The following is a 14,197-nucleotide window of genomic DNA, read 5'->3' as shown; positions in this document are numbered from 1 at the left end:
CTACAGTAAGACCTGAATGATATAAATACAGTCGTTTGCTATTAAGCAAGGATGCCGGCATGGTCGAATAAATATATCGATGTTTGCGTAAATTGAATTAACACAAGATATTTATGATGACTAAAATACAATGTAATAGTGAAATAGAAGTGCAAGCAAAATATTGGTTATGGCGCGTTGAACAAGGTTTATCGCAGCAGGAGCGACAAGCCTTTGTTGCTTGGGTAAACCAAGATAACAAGCATCATTTAGCATTGCACAAATATTCGCCTTCAATAAAGACCTCTAAATTATTTGCTGAGTTCAATGGCTTATTCCCGTTAGAAAAAAAACATTCAAACAATACTCAAAAACTATTTAAACACTTATCATTAGCTGCCAGCGTTATTTTTTTTAGTATGCTGACCAGTGAAATATTTTTAAATAAAAGTTTATTCTCATTTTTTCAACAAACTTCATCCGCAATTGTTTACCAACAGTTTTCTACTAAAACAGGTGAGCAAGCCAGTTTTAGCTTACCCGATGGTTCACTTGTTCACCTCAATACCAACAGTTTACTCACCCTAAGTTTCAGTGATAATCATCGCCAATTAAACTTGGTAAAAGGCGAGGCTTTATTTGACGTAGCAAAAGATCAATCCCGTCCATTTAGTGTCACTTCTGGTCAACAATCATTTACCGCTTTAGGCACCATTTTTAACGTACAGAAAAATGATAATAATCATCTAGAATTAATTGTTACTGAAGGGCGAGTATTAATCGCTGATTCTAATGAGCCACTCATTGAATTAACGCAACAGATAGCAAATACGGTTCAATTTCCTGAGAGAAACAACATTGTCATTGCGGGTGAAAAAACAGTTATAGCCAACAAAATTCAATTACCAAAAAATAAAATTTCGCCGCTAGCACTCTCCCATGAGCTTGCCTGGCAAAAAGGCATGCTTATTTTTGATGGTGAAACACTCGCAACGGCCCTTGATGAAATTAGCCGCTACACAGACATAAGGTTTACGATTCAAGATCAAGAGCTTGCCAAAATAAAAGTTGCGGGTTACTTTAAGGCTGGTGATGTTGAGACCTTGTTAGATTCCATTAGTTATAACTTCGATTTAACATATACAAAGACTAATAATAACAACGTATTGATCACTAAAGCGATTCATTCAGCAACCTTAGGGCCAACAACCTCAAGTACGCTATAGATTAGTGCGATGAACAAACATTATAAATAACAGGTGATCTTTTTGTATTCCATGATAACAATCAGAGCACTTGTTCAGATATTACTACCCTCTTCATTTAAAGAAAGAAAAAAAAGCGAATGAGCTATCCTTTAGCAAAAAAATTCAACACTTTCTCTTTATTAATCTTCATTACCTCCTCATTGACTTTTAGCTTAGTGAGTCGAGCTGACATATCAACGATTACGTCAAAAATTATTTACTTTAGTGTTGACGCGCAACCTGTTGACCAAGCATTAATTAAACTTGCTCAGCAAGCTGATCAGAGCATTTTATTTTCCTATGATTTAACTAATGCTTTAAACAGTAAAGCGATAGATGGATATTACTCAGTTTCTTTAGCTTTAAGAAAGCTGTTAAAAAACACTCACCTTATCGCTCAAATAAATGCTAAAGGCCAATGGTCTATTAAGCAAAAGGTTAAGGTTGAGGGTTATAAAGATACTAAGCCAATAATTAAAGCTAAAAAGAAGATAAAGTCTATTGAAAGAATAGCGATTGTGGGTAGCCATATCAATGGTAGAACAGTAAAAGACTTGCCTGTTCCTGTTGATATTATTTCTGGTGATACTTTACGCAATAGTGGCCACACAAACCTTGGCCAAATGTTGCAAGCGCTTGTGCCTTCTTTCAACTTTTCTCGGTCAGCCATAAGTGACGGTAGTGATGTATTACAGCCAGCAACTTTACGGGGATTAGGACCGGACCAAACACTTATTTTATTAAATGGTAAACGTCGTCATCAAGCGAGCTTAATTCATATAAACAGCTCTGTTGGTCGAGGCACTGCTGGAACAGATATGAATGCTATTGCAGTAAGAGCGATCAAACGAATTGAAATTTTACGAGACGGTGCCGCTGCTCAATATGGCTCTGATGCAATAGCGGGGGTGATTAACATTGTACTCAATGATAGTAGCGACCAATCAACCTTAGAAACATCTGTTGGTGCATATAAGCAAGGCGATGGTGAAGACTTTACATTATCCTATACGCAGGGTTTAGCGTTGAGTCATGATGGTTTTGTCAATGCTACCTTAAGTTTAGTTGAGCACCAAAGTACTAATCGGTCTGGATTACATGGTGCCTGCCAGTTTGACCAGTGTGTTCAAGTAGAAAATGGTCATTGGCAAACCAGTGATCCTCGGGAATTATCCGCTAGCAGGGAAACATTTCGAATAGGTGATCCCTCTTACCAGCAACTTTCTTTTGCGGCAAATAGTGAGTTAGAGCTAAATAAAGGACAACTTTATGGTTTCTTAACCTATTCACACCGAGAAAATGAATCGGCTGCTTTTTTTCGTCATAATGCAAATACTCACGAAAACCCAATCTTAGGCGATAGCAGTGCTGCTATCCCACAAGGTTATTTACCTAAAATAAATTCAGATATAGAAGATATTTCATATAGCCTCGGCTATAAAGTTTCTTTTGATAATGACGCTACTATTGATATTTCATATACCTATGGGAAAAATCAAATAGACTACACCACGAGTGATTCACTGAATGCCTCTTATGCTAACTATCTATTATATACCAGTGATTTAACAACAGATGAGCTTCGTACACAACTTCCTTGTTCTGCCTTTGCCTACGGTTTGTCATTATCACTAGAGACCGTTAATTTATTATTTAAAAAAGATTATGAAAATTATTCTCTGGTATTAGGCGCTGAGTTTCGCCAAGACAAATACGAAATAATACCCGGAGAAGCATACAGTTTTGAGGATTATGATACAAAAAACCATCAGCCGTTGTTTGAGCATGATGCGGCGGGGGGGATTCAAGGCTTTCCCGGTGTTTCACCTGAACTTGGCGTTAATGAAAGCCGGAATGTTGTTTCACTTTTTGCTGAATCTGTTACGCAAATCAATGATTTTTTACAACTTAGCGCGGCTGTCCGCTATGATGATTATGATGTCTTTGGTAACAGTAGTAACTCTAAAATTGCGGCTCATTGGCAGGTAAACGACAACATTATTTTACGTGGTGCTTATAGCACTGGTTTTCGTGCACCTTCGATGCAACAAATGTACTTTAATAACATTAGCACACAGTTTATTGTTGACGAAAGTGGTTCACTGTTAAGTGAGGAAGTGGAAACATTTAGAAATGATAGCACCTTAACAACTCGCCTTGGTGTCCCTACACTTAAAGAAGAAGAGTCTGACAACCTCAGTATAGGTTTGATTTACAGCCCTACTGATAATATTGATTTAAGTGTTGATTTTTATCAAATAAATATTGACGACCGTATCGTTATTAGCAGTAAATTAGGCATGGGAATATCTCATTTACTTGATCAAGCTTTTATCGAAGAAGGTGTCACCAAAGGGCAATTCTTCTTGAATGGGGCGGGTACAAAAACTCAAGGTACTGATATTGTCGCCTCTTGGCAGACTCAAGCTTTAGCAGGGAATATTAATTTCACTCTGGCTGCAAACTTTACAAATACAGAGGTAACAAAATTATTTACACCTAGCCACAGTACGTTACACACAATTGCGGTTGAAAAGATTTTTTCAGAGCAAGATATTTCTATTATTGAAGAATGGCAACCTCGCAGTAAAGTAAGCTTAAACACTCGTTATAAAAACCCATATTGGACAGTAAATTTATTACTCAACCATTATGGTAAATACACGATAACAGATGGAGGTAAACAAACGTATAGTGAAGAACTTTTGACTGACGTTTCGATTAATTATCAAGTGTCAAAAAAGCTTTCTGTTACTTTAGGCAGTCATAATTTATTCAATGTCATGCCTGATGTAAATAGCATAGGAAACTCTCGAGGTGGCACAATTGAAAATGAACAGGGCGATATAATTGTTGAAAGTACGGGGGTTTTTAAATATTCGCGCCGCTCTGCTCCTTTCGGTTTCAACGGCGCCTATTATTATATGAATTTACACTATGCTTTTTAGGCTGTGCTTTGCCTCTTAATAATAAGTCACGTCTTTAATTTCACGCTTGGGTGCAGAAGCGACATATATATTGTAAACATCTTCAAAATCTAAACTTAGCTCTGTGGTGTAACTGTCGCCTACCGGGTAGCTTTTTATCACTTTAGCTGCGCGAATAATGCCATAAACTGATGCCGACACCTCGTGCTTTCCTAGTAATAATTGTGACATGGTCATTTCACCATTTATTTTTTGTCCGTAGACTTGTTCAGCAAGTTCCGCATAAGCGGCAAGTTTTGACGCATTAATAGCCATCAGCATCCGCTGTGTCTCATGTTCTGAATTTTGCAAACTGATCGGTGCTTGTCCAATAGCCCGTAAGACAGGGAAGGTTTCAGGCTTCACACTTTGCCACTGTACATGTTTATCATACACACTAGAACAGCTCGCGAGTAAAAAACCGACCCCCATAAAAAACAATAAATTAAGAATTATTTTTTTCATCATAAATACCAAACGTTAGCCCTAAATTTATTTAAACAAATTAATTAATTAACAATTTCAATTGACCGTTCATCTTCAGCCAACATAACGCTGTTTCGAATGATTAATCCGTCTTTTATGCGCACACTTTCATCTTGATTAATTTGTTCGCCGATGACCCAACTTGGAATAAATGATTGCGCGGTTGCAACAACGACACGTGATTGCATACCAATCATACGGGCGTTAATCATCACACCATTTTCTTGTTCCATCATGGTACCCGTCACTACGTAGTCAATAATCTGGCGTTCGGGTAATTCTTTCCAGTCACGACTAAACACATAATCACCTTGGGGAGTTACACGAATATGTCCTGTGGTTTTAAAATCAATAACCACTAAACCATGACGTTGTAATTCATGAACAAAGTTTTCTGATATTTGGTTACCTAGCCAATTGGTTGACTCAAGATCTGCTAACTCAACAAAAGAAGCAACCGCAATAGGTGTTTTAGGATTAACAAAAGAGCTACTTTCAAGCATCTGATAAGTAAGACCTTTAACAACATCAGCTATTGCATGTCGAGGTAAATTAAAGCTGTCAATTTCACCTCGTACTTCTTGCTTTGATTTATAAAAGTCATCCTCTTCATTCATCATATTCATTGATGAACATGACATCAACGTTGGAATAAATAATGGAATAAGCCACTTTTTCATTGAGCTCCCCTTAATCGCCATTAAGCGAATAATAAGTCTAATAGTAATATCGATAATCGACATTAAAGAGTATATGGCAAATATAAAGCACAAATCGCGCCAATGTATGTAACTATTACTGTATAAAATAAGTGGGCATAGAAACTGCATATTCACCTATTAATAATAAACCCATTTTTACTGACGGACATCTTATGCGCTTATTTATATTAGCTCTTCTTTTATTTTTCATGACTAATTCAGCTATTGCTCAATGGTATGAAGCACAAGGCAAGTCAGTAATAATGCAGGGAAACAGTGAACGAGCAAAAACATTAGCCATGGAGAATGCGTTAAAAAAAGCGCTGTTGGTTGCTGGTGCTTCTGTTTCAAGTGTTCAAAAAACGGTTAACGGATTATTGACACAAAATGAAATTAATATTCGCGCAAGTGGTACGGTTAACTCCTTTGAACTTGTCGATGAAACCTATGAAGGAAATTTAGTCACTGTGACCATTCGCGCTGATATATTTCCACAGAGCAAGCAGTGTTTTTCTTCAGATTACCGTAAATCATTATTAATCACACGCAGTAACTTAATGCATAGAGAACAGGCAAGCATTGGCAAAATTTATCCTATTGATAGTAAGTTGATGGAAAAACTTGCGTATAAAATTAATAATCAAGGCATTTACCTAGATACAAAATTATTGTTAAAAGAAAAAGCGCAATTTTCACGCTTAAACAATAGCTTGCAAATTGAAGCCATAAAAAACTTAACCATGTCGTTAGCGAATATTAGTGACACTCAATATGTGATGTATTCTGAAATTAATGATATTAGCTTTGAACAAGCAACCACTAACGGCTGGCAATTTTGGCAAGAAGATTTTTTTAACCGACAGTTTAGTGTCAGCCTATATATTTACAACGGTAGTAATGGCGAATCTGTTTTCAATAAAAAATACCGCAGCTCCGCCCCATGGGAATTCGGCAAACGTCAACAAGTTGATGTTCACAGTGAAGTTTTTTGGCAAAGCCAGTATGGTATGTCTATCGAAAAAGTATTATCTGATATGATCATCGACATAGACGAAAATATGATGTGCCAGCCTACTCGTGGCAAGATAGTACAAGTTTCAGGTAATTCATTAACAATTAATTTAGGTAAACGACATGGCGTAAAAATTGGTGATGAATTTTCTTTATTACACTTAAATAATATTATTACCGATGCAGGGAAAACCTATGCCGGTTTTAATGTTAGCCCTTATAACGTTAAAGTAACGCAAGTATCTCAGCAAAGTGCGCAAGCTGTGACCACTGATGAGCAATTACTGGGTAATATACAGTTAAATGATTTAGCGGTGCGTTACTAATGTTATTAGCGCTATGAATGTGTAAGAGAAATTCTTTTAATAAGTAGCGCTGAAAGTACTGCAAATAATGCAGAAATGATTAAACACGTTATTAGGTCTGTAAATTGGTAGATAACACCTGACATTACGGTACCTAATAACCGGCCAAGCGCATTAGCCATATAATAAAACCCAACATCCATTGAAACACCGTCTTCTTTTGCCATAGCAATTATTACATAACTATGTAGCGCTGAATTCACGGCAAAAACCACACCAAAAACAAATAAGCCAACGATGATAATAATTTCAGCGTTAATATTGAGCGTTGGAGCATAGAACATCAACAGTGCTAATAATAAAGTAACACCTGATAAAATTCCTCCCCAGCAGAAGAGTAAATAGCCATTAATATGATGTTGGTTATTTTTAATAAAGACCTTAGGTGTTAACCCTTGAACAATACCGTAAGCAATAACCCATAGCGCCATAAATATACCCACATCGGTGTGTTGCCAACCTAAATGGCTTACCAAATATATTGGCAGTGCTACAACAAACCAAACATCTCGGGCAGCAAATAAAAATAAGCGCGCTCCGGCTAAATAATTCAGCGAAGCATGATTCGAAAATATCTGCTTAAATTTAACTTTGTCTTTAGCTTTGCCTAAATCACCTTGCAACACAATAAGACTTAAGACAAAAACTATCGCTAAAACGCTTGCCATAATCAACATCGCTCCAGAGAAACCGACCGTGCTTAACAACAATGCCCCAAGAAAAAAACCAATGCCCTTTAAGGCATTTTTTGAACCGGTAAGATAGGCAACCCAGCGGAAGAGTCCATTTTGATATTCATTCTCATTACTTGAAGAAACCAGCGTTTTAATACTGCTTTTAGCACTCATTTTATTAAGATCTTTAGCAATACCTGACAATGCCTGCGCCAGCATTACCCAGACCACGGTTAAATACTGTTCAGGCACCGTAAGCATTAATAAGGCAATTACTTGGGTAAACAACCCAATATTCATGGTTTTATTTAAGCCAATACGTGCGCCTAACCATCCACCGACGAGGTTAGTTACCACCCCAAAGATTTCATAGAATAAAAATAACATCGCGATGGCAAGTGGGGCATAACCTAAATGGTGAAAATGCAATAACACCAGCATACGTAAAGCGCCATCAGTTAAGGTGAAAAACCAATAGTTAGCGGTAATCAATAAATATTGTTTTACCGCACTTGGCAGTGCGGTTAATTTTTTTAACATAAAAGTATCAGTATTGTGCTCTGCAACCAGCACGCCTGCTTTTTGTATGACTCATCATACAAATCGTTCAAAAATAGCAGCAAGCTATTATAATTTTTAGCCGACTAAAAAAGCCAATAATGGTGAACTCTATATGACTACTGATTAATATCAGAAAGCCCAACGAGAAGCATTAGCTCTGCAGCTCGATTCGCATAGCCCCATTCATTGTCGTACCATAAATACATTTTAAGTTGTGTGTCGTTAACGACCATAGTTGATAGCGCGTCAACAATACATGAACGTGGATCAGTTTTGTAATCAACAGAAACCAGTGGCCGCTCTTCATAGCCAAGAATACCTTTTAATTCGCCATGCGCGGCAGTGGCCATGAATTGATTAATTTCATCAACCGTTACAGCACGGTTGAGCTCAAAGACACAATCAGTAATCGAGGCATTAGCTAATGGAACTCGCACCGCATGGCCATTTAACTTCCCTTTAAGCTCAGGAAAAATATGCGTAATGGCTGTTGCTGACCCAGTAGTTGTTGGGATTAAACTTTGCCCACAAGCTCTCGCTCTGCGTAAATCTTTATGAGGCGCATCAAGGATAGTTTGCGTATTTGTAATATCATGAATCGTTGTCATACTGCCGTGTTTTATACCGACACTGTCTTGCAACACTTTAACCACCGGCGCTAAGCAATTAGTTGTACAAGAAGCTGCGGTAACTATTTTATGCAGTTCTTTATCATAAAGGTGATGGTTAACACCCATAACAATATTTAAAATACCCGCTTCTTTTACCGGCGCTGTTACCATGACACGCTTAACGCCTTGTTCTAAATAAGCGGTTAATAGTTTAGTGGTTTTAATTACCCCAGAGGCTTCAACAACAACGTCACACTGCGACCAGTCAGTTTCACCGATGGTCGAATTTTGGCTCATATTGATTTTATGCTCGCCAACATCATCACAAACAATTATTTGATTATCTTTGACCTGTGCATCGAGCGTCCAGCGACCATGAATCGAATCAAAATTGAGTAAATGCGCTAATGTTTTAGCATCGCCAGCGGGATCATTAATCTGAATAAACTCTACTTCAGGCCACTGCCATGCTGCACGTAAAACTAAACGCCCTATTCGACCAAAACCATTAATACCTACTTTGATTGTCATGACTTATTCCTATTTATTAATGTTTATTAATGTTTATTACTATTATTCGCAACATTTTTCCTGCCTGGTAGGCCGATTGCCCATACCCATAAGGTTAACGACACATTGCGCTATGTATTCTTGATTATTAACATTTGATAATTCGATCACTTCTTTTTGCCATTGCGGAATAACATCAACGAGACGATAAAAAACCCAGCGCCCTACTTTTCGTTCAGACAGCAGTTTATGTAATTTAAGTTGAGCAATATGACGGGATATTTTGGGTTGAGATAGACCCAAAGCTACCGTTAGTTCACAGACACAAAGCTCTCTTTCCATCTGTATAAGTAAAATTATTTTTAGCCGTGTATCGTCTGCTAAGTTTTTAAAGAATTGAACAGCTGTAGAATTATTCATAAATTGGCAAAGTATTTATCAGAACGTTTATTTAGAAACGTCTATAAAATATAAATTAACAGGCATTATATATGTTTAAAAAACACATACGAAAAAACATATGTTATTTTATATAAAGAATATTTGCAAATACACAATAAAAATAAATATCGAAGGAGGAAAAGTGAGGCAAAAAAAAGCATGAGTTAACTCATGCTTTTATTTTTCAAAACGAACAGTTAAATTTCAATCATATCGCCTTTACTTTGTAACCATGTTTTTCTATCTGGGCTACGTTTTTTTGAAAGTAACATATCCATAAGCTCCATGGTTTCAGAATGCTCATCAACGGTTAATTGTACTAACCGTCTGGTATTAGGGTCCATGGTCGTTTCACGAAGTTGCAAAGGGTTCATCTCACCCAATCCTTTAAAACGTTGCACATTCACTTTACCCCGTTTTTTTTCCGCTTCTATTCGGTCTAAAACACCGTCTTTTTCAGCTTCATCTAACGCATAAAAAACTTCTTTACCTACATCGATACGATAAAGTGGTGGCATCGCCACATAAACATGTCCTTTTTGTACCAGCGGCAAAAAATGCTGCATAAACAGGGCACACAATAAGGTAGCAATGTGTAATCCATCAGAGTCGGCATCGGCAAGGATACAAATTTTTCCGTAGCGTAATTCTGACAAATCATCACTGTCAGGGTCAATGCCCAATGCCACAGAAATATCATGTACCTCTTGTGAGGCCAGTATTTGTCCCGAGTCGACTTCCCACGTGTTTAAAATTTTACCTCTAAGCGGCATGATCGCCTGAAACTCACGATCTCTCGCTTGTTTAGCACTACCTCCAGCAGAGTCCCCTTCCACTAAAAACAATTCAGTTCGGGTAATATCTTGACTACCACAATCCGTTAATTTTCCAGGTAAGGCAGGTCCTTGAGTAATTTTTTTACGAATTATTTTTTTACTCGCTCGTAAGCGACGTTGAGCATTTGAGATACAAAATTCAGCAAGGTTTTCTGCTATTTCAGTGTGTTCATTTAGCCATAAACTAAAAGAGTCTTTAACTACCCCTGTAACAAAAGCGGCGCATTGTCGAGAAGATAAACGCTCTTTAGTTTGACCCGCGAATTGAGGTTCTTGCATTTTTACCGACAATATATACGAACATTTATCCCATATATCGTCCGGGGTTAATTTAACGCCACGTGGGATCAGGTTTCTAAATTCGCAAAACTCTCGCATAGATTCTAATAAACCTTGTCGTAAGCCATTTACGTGCGTCCCCCCTTGAATCGTTGGAATTAAATTAACATAACTTTCACCAACCCCTTCCCCACCTTCAGATAGCCACGTTACCGCCCAATCAGCGGCCTCATGTGAAGAAGTAAAAGTGCCAACAAAAGGTTCTTCAGGTAAACAAATACAGGTTTTAAGAGAGTCTTTAAGATAGTCGACTAGACCGTCTTCGTAATACCATTGATATTTTTTGTCTTCATTTTTATCATGGAACTTAATTGTTAAGCCTGGGCATAAAACAGCTTTAGCTTTTAATAAATGAATTAAACGACGAGCAGAGAAATTGGGTGAGTCAAAATACTTAGGATCAGGCCAAAACTTAACTCTTGAGCCAGTATTTCTTCGACCTACTGTACCGGTTTCACGCAATTCTTCAACTTTTTCTCCGTGCTCAAAAGCCATTTCATAGACTTTAGCATCACGGCGAACTGAAACGTCAACCCGAGTCGAAAGGGCATTCACGACAGAGATGCCAACACCATGTAAACCACCAGAAAATTGATAGTTTTTATTGGAAAATTTACCACCGGCATGAAGTTTACAGAAAATAAGTTCGACACCTGAAACCCCTTCTTCCGGATGTATATCTGTTGGCATGCCTCGACCATCATCGATAATCTCTAGCGATTGATCTTTATCGAGGACTACCGTGATATTTTGTGCATGCCCAGCTAATGCCTCATCGACCGAGTTATCAATAACTTCTTGGCCTAAATGATTTGGACGGGCTGTATCTGTGTACATGCCCGGACGGTGTCTTACTGGGTCTAAACCACTGAGAACTTCAATGGAGTCTGAATTATATTGTTCGCTCATTTAACTATTCTAATAATTTTTATGATGAAAAAATGTTTTAATACCTATCGGTCTATTTTATCAATCCGTTTGGTATAAATTAAAAAACATCGCAATTTGGGGTAATACTTTTGAGTAATGAATAAAGCTGTGATCACCACCTTGTTGAACAATTATTTGGCAGTCACAATATTTATCTACAGCTTCTTGATAATCTAACACTTCATCGCCTGTTTGTACCATGACCAAGTAATTATTTTTAGAAATAATTACTTGGTCAATATTTTTTAGTGACTTTATAAAGTGTTTTTCGATTAAAAACACCTCATGAGTATAAGGATTAGTCTGCTCGCCTAAATAATCAGCTAACAACTCAAAAGGCTTAACAGCAGGGTTAATTAATGCGGCTTTACTTTGATATTTTTCGGAGAGATACGTGGAAAAATACCCTCCTAGTGATGAACCAATAAAATACCAAATGTTTTCTTTATTACTTTTTGAATCAATTAATGTCGTTAACTGTTCAATAACTGCAGCTGGTGACGACGCGAGTTGAGGGCTAAAAAAGGAGATATTAGGGAAATGTTCACCAAAGTAATTTTTCGTTAATTGTGCTTTCATCGACTGTGGCGATGAATTAAAACCATGTAAATATAAAATATTAATGTGCTTAGACATTTTATTCCTTTGATAAAAAATAGTGATCTGCCTTTATTCTTCCATCAGAAAATAAAGAAAAAACACGGTACCCAGCCCCTTGCCCATTAGAAGTTCCACTACTCTTAGTTGTGTCAAATTGAATAGATGTTGCAGGACACGTAAATAACGAAAGGGAAGATAACGGCTCTGCATGTAACGTTAATGCTTGGTGAACATGACCACAAGCAATAGCTTTTATGCTCGAAAATTTATTAATCGTTTGCCAAAAATGCTCTTTATTTTCTAAACCATGTTGGTCAATAAAATACCCCACATCAATAGGATGGTGGTGCATCATCAGTAATTGATGTTTTTGTATATCGACAGTTGATTCTAGTGCGAACAAATCTCGGGTAGTCACTAACCCTTTTGGCGTATCACTTTTACTATTAAGTAAAACAATTTGCCAGTATTGTTCATTGATAACTTTTTCATTGATAAAGGGCGGGACTGATAAATACTTATCAAGTAATTCATGCTCATCATGGTTGCCCGCTAGGTAATAAAAGGGCACCGTTATACCACTTTCAAGTACCGCTTGCACAAAACGTTGGTAAGATTTCTCACTGTGGTCTTGCGTAATATCACCAGTGAATACGATCGCTTTTACTGCATGGTGATTTTTAATCTCGTGTAAAACACAGACTAAGTTTTGATAAACATTTGCACCATAATGCAGACCATCAGTTTGGGAAAAAAGATGACAATCACTTATTTGGGCTATTTTATAAAAAGGTGACAAAAGGATTACTCAAAAAGTGATAAGTTAACTTGACCTAACTTTAAACAAAGTTGCAGCCATTCTTTTAGAAATTGGTTAATCTGCTCTTTTTCATCGGGTAAATGCATTTTACTATTAGGATAATCGTATCGGGGTTTAACTTGCTTAATATCTTGATTGCTAATCACTTCTGCCATTCTGGCATCATGATATAAGCGAATTGTCATTTTAGGGCGTAAGATACGATCAAATATCGTTTGATTATCGTTACCCTTCACCTTTTTATCTTGCTTTGCATGAGGCAGTTCTTGACAGATACTAATAAGACTGGTGTAACGCGTAATTTCAAGTATCGTTATGTTGTAAGATAAAAAATCAGAAATAAAAAAGTCCCGTTTATCACCAACAACCTCTCCATCGTTATTACTTGCCAGTAAACGCACTAAGAACATATAGTTTATTTCACAAAGATTCATCAAGGTTGATAATCTAGGTTGATATTTCTTACTTTGCTTTATCATTTACGAAGACCATTTTTGCTGCAGCTGATGAAAGTTATTCTGTAGCCATTGTAACCCAATTATTGTTGCTGCATTGGTGATTTTCCCGTTTTCTAAAAGCGATATTGCCTGCTCTCTTGGCATGACATGTAACAAAATATCTTCATTTTCAGTTTCTAAACCATGCACACCATAAACATTTTCGCTATTAACATTAGCGACATAGAGGTGAATGACTTCACTCATACCACCAGGGCTTGAAAAATACTCCAGTACTTTATCTAACTGATTTTTATTCAACGTTAAGTCAGCTTCTTCTTTTGCTTCGCGAATAGCAACGTCAATAGGAGCTTCATCTTGGCCAAACATACCCGCAACAAATTCTAATAACCAGGGGGTTTCACCCTGACCAATAGCACCGACACGAAATTGTTCGATTAAGACAATACGGTCATTGGCGGCATCATAAGGTATTACAACTACCGCATGACCGCGTTCAAAGACTTCTCGCGTTAATACCTTACTTTCCCCACCATCAAATAAGCGATGACTAAGTTGATATTCATCCATTTTAAAAACACCTTGATAACAGGTTTTTTGTTGATAAATGGTGACATCTTCAGATGAAAACCGTAAAGATTGAGTGTTTTTTTTATACATAA

13 protein-coding genes are annotated in these 14,197 nt (G+C 37.2%); 3 read left to right on the top strand and 10 right to left on the bottom strand.

What is annotated here, in order from left to right; genetic code table 11:
• Nucleotides 1-113: 113 nt before the first annotated feature.
• Both H4J73_RS18130 and H4J73_RS18125 read left to right on the top strand, forming a co-directional pair.
• Nucleotides 114-1,205 carry a FecR family protein gene (locus H4J73_RS18130; RefSeq protein WP_182181882.1) on the top strand — a complete coding sequence of 364 codons (1,092 nt, stop codon included), beginning with the start codon at nucleotides 114-116 and terminating at the stop codon, nucleotides 1,203-1,205.
• 119 nt (nucleotides 1,206-1,324) lie between these two features.
• Nucleotides 1,325-4,174: a TonB-dependent siderophore receptor gene (locus tag H4J73_RS18125; protein ID WP_182223339.1), complete on the top strand. Its 2,850-nt coding sequence runs from the start codon at nucleotides 1,325-1,327 to the stop codon at nucleotides 4,172-4,174.
• 15 nt (nucleotides 4,175-4,189) lie between these two features.
• Here H4J73_RS18125 and H4J73_RS18120 read toward each other — a convergent pair whose 3' ends face one another.
• Both H4J73_RS18120 and H4J73_RS18115 read right to left on the bottom strand, forming a co-directional pair.
• Complete coding sequence (locus H4J73_RS18120; protein WP_182223406.1) at nucleotides 4,190-4,657, bottom strand: LPP20 family lipoprotein; 468 nt, start codon at nucleotides 4,655-4,657, stop codon at nucleotides 4,190-4,192.
• A gap of 44 nt (nucleotides 4,658-4,701) precedes the next feature.
• Nucleotides 4,702-5,358, bottom strand: coding sequence for a FlgO family outer membrane protein (locus tag H4J73_RS18115; protein WP_182223338.1), 657 nt, complete (start codon nucleotides 5,356-5,358; stop codon nucleotides 4,702-4,704).
• A gap of 194 nt (nucleotides 5,359-5,552) precedes the next feature.
• Here H4J73_RS18115 and H4J73_RS18110 point away from each other — a divergent pair, with 194 nt between their 5' ends.
• Nucleotides 5,553-6,716, top strand: a complete 1,164-nt coding sequence (locus H4J73_RS18110; RefSeq protein WP_182223337.1) for a flagella assembly protein FlgT — start codon at nucleotides 5,553-5,555, stop codon at nucleotides 6,714-6,716.
• Between the two features lie 11 nt (nucleotides 6,717-6,727).
• Here H4J73_RS18110 and arsJ read toward each other — a convergent pair whose 3' ends face one another.
• The 8 genes from arsJ to H4J73_RS18070 form a co-directional block, all read right to left on the bottom strand.
• Nucleotides 6,728-7,969, bottom strand: a complete 1,242-nt coding sequence (gene arsJ / locus H4J73_RS18105; RefSeq protein ID WP_182223336.1) for an organoarsenical effux MFS transporter ArsJ — start codon at nucleotides 7,967-7,969, stop codon at nucleotides 6,728-6,730.
• Nucleotides 7,970-8,106: 137 nt separating this feature from the next.
• The gene (locus H4J73_RS18100) at nucleotides 8,107-9,132 is read right to left on the bottom strand and encodes an ArsJ-associated glyceraldehyde-3-phosphate dehydrogenase (protein WP_182223335.1); all 1,026 of its coding nucleotides are present in this window, start codon (nucleotides 9,130-9,132) and stop codon (nucleotides 8,107-8,109) included.
• Nucleotides 9,133-9,174: 42 nt separating this feature from the next.
• Nucleotides 9,175-9,531: a metalloregulator ArsR/SmtB family transcription factor gene (locus H4J73_RS18095; RefSeq protein WP_182223334.1), complete on the bottom strand. Its 357-nt coding sequence runs from the start codon at nucleotides 9,529-9,531 to the stop codon at nucleotides 9,175-9,177.
• Nucleotides 9,532-9,749: 218 nt separating this feature from the next.
• Entirely contained in the window at nucleotides 9,750-11,636 is a 1,887-nt protein-coding gene (gene parE, locus H4J73_RS18090) for a DNA topoisomerase IV subunit B (RefSeq protein WP_182181876.1), read from the bottom strand.
• A 60-nt stretch (nucleotides 11,637-11,696) separates the two neighbouring features.
• Entirely contained in the window at nucleotides 11,697-12,293 is a 597-nt protein-coding gene (locus H4J73_RS18085; protein WP_182223333.1) for a YqiA/YcfP family alpha/beta fold hydrolase, read from the bottom strand.
• A 1-nt stretch (nucleotide 12,294) separates the two neighbouring features.
• Nucleotides 12,295-13,056: a metallophosphoesterase gene (locus H4J73_RS18080; RefSeq protein ID WP_220460687.1), complete on the bottom strand. Its 762-nt coding sequence runs from the start codon at nucleotides 13,054-13,056 to the stop codon at nucleotides 12,295-12,297.
• Nucleotides 13,057-13,061: 5 nt separating this feature from the next.
• Nucleotides 13,062-13,556 carry a DUF1249 domain-containing protein gene (locus tag H4J73_RS18075; protein WP_182223332.1) on the bottom strand — a complete coding sequence of 165 codons (495 nt, stop codon included), beginning with the start codon at nucleotides 13,554-13,556 and terminating at the stop codon, nucleotides 13,062-13,064.
• Entirely contained in the window at nucleotides 13,557-14,195 is a 639-nt protein-coding gene (locus tag H4J73_RS18070) for an NUDIX domain-containing protein (protein ID WP_182223331.1), read from the bottom strand.
• Between the last annotated feature and the right edge of the window lie 2 nt (nucleotides 14,196-14,197).

The organism is Colwellia sp. MB3u-41, assembly GCF_014076845.1.
Taxonomy (GTDB): domain Bacteria; phylum Pseudomonadota; class Gammaproteobacteria; order Enterobacterales; family Alteromonadaceae; genus Colwellia_A.
The sequence above is the reverse complement of the archived record's forward strand: the minus strand, read 5'-3'. Positions and strand labels throughout refer to the sequence as shown.

Bases quoted from the DNA above. Each gene is read 5' to 3' on its own strand.
- H4J73_RS18130 (WP_182181882.1), top strand. From the start codon at position 114: ATGATGACTAAAATACAATGTAATAGTGAAATAGAAGTGCAAGCAAAA.
- H4J73_RS18095 (WP_182223334.1), bottom strand. From the start codon at position 9,531: ATGAATAATTCTACAGCTGTTCAATTCTTTAAAAACTTAGCAGACGAT.
- H4J73_RS18085 (WP_182223333.1), bottom strand. From the start codon at position 12,293: ATGTCTAAGCACATTAATATTTTATATTTACATGGTTTTAATTCATCG.
- H4J73_RS18125 (WP_182223339.1), top strand. From the start codon at position 1,325: ATGAGCTATCCTTTAGCAAAAAAATTCAACACTTTCTCTTTATTAATC.
- H4J73_RS18075 (WP_182223332.1), bottom strand. From the start codon at position 13,556: ATGATAAAGCAAAGTAAGAAATATCAACCTAGATTATCAACCTTGATG.
- arsJ (WP_182223336.1), bottom strand. From the start codon at position 7,969: ATGTTAAAAAAATTAACCGCACTGCCAAGTGCGGTAAAACAATATTTA.
- parE (WP_182181876.1), bottom strand. From the start codon at position 11,636: ATGAGCGAACAATATAATTCAGACTCCATTGAAGTTCTCAGTGGTTTA.
- H4J73_RS18120 (WP_182223406.1), bottom strand. From the start codon at position 4,657: ATGAAAAAAATAATTCTTAATTTATTGTTTTTTATGGGGGTCGGTTTT.
- H4J73_RS18115 (WP_182223338.1), bottom strand. From the start codon at position 5,358: ATGAAAAAGTGGCTTATTCCATTATTTATTCCAACGTTGATGTCATGT.
- H4J73_RS18110 (WP_182223337.1), top strand. From the start codon at position 5,553: ATGCGCTTATTTATATTAGCTCTTCTTTTATTTTTCATGACTAATTCA.
- H4J73_RS18100 (WP_182223335.1), bottom strand. From the start codon at position 9,132: ATGACAATCAAAGTAGGTATTAATGGTTTTGGTCGAATAGGGCGTTTA.
- H4J73_RS18070 (WP_182223331.1), bottom strand. From the start codon at position 14,195: ATGTATAAAAAAAACACTCAATCTTTACGGTTTTCATCTGAAGATGTC.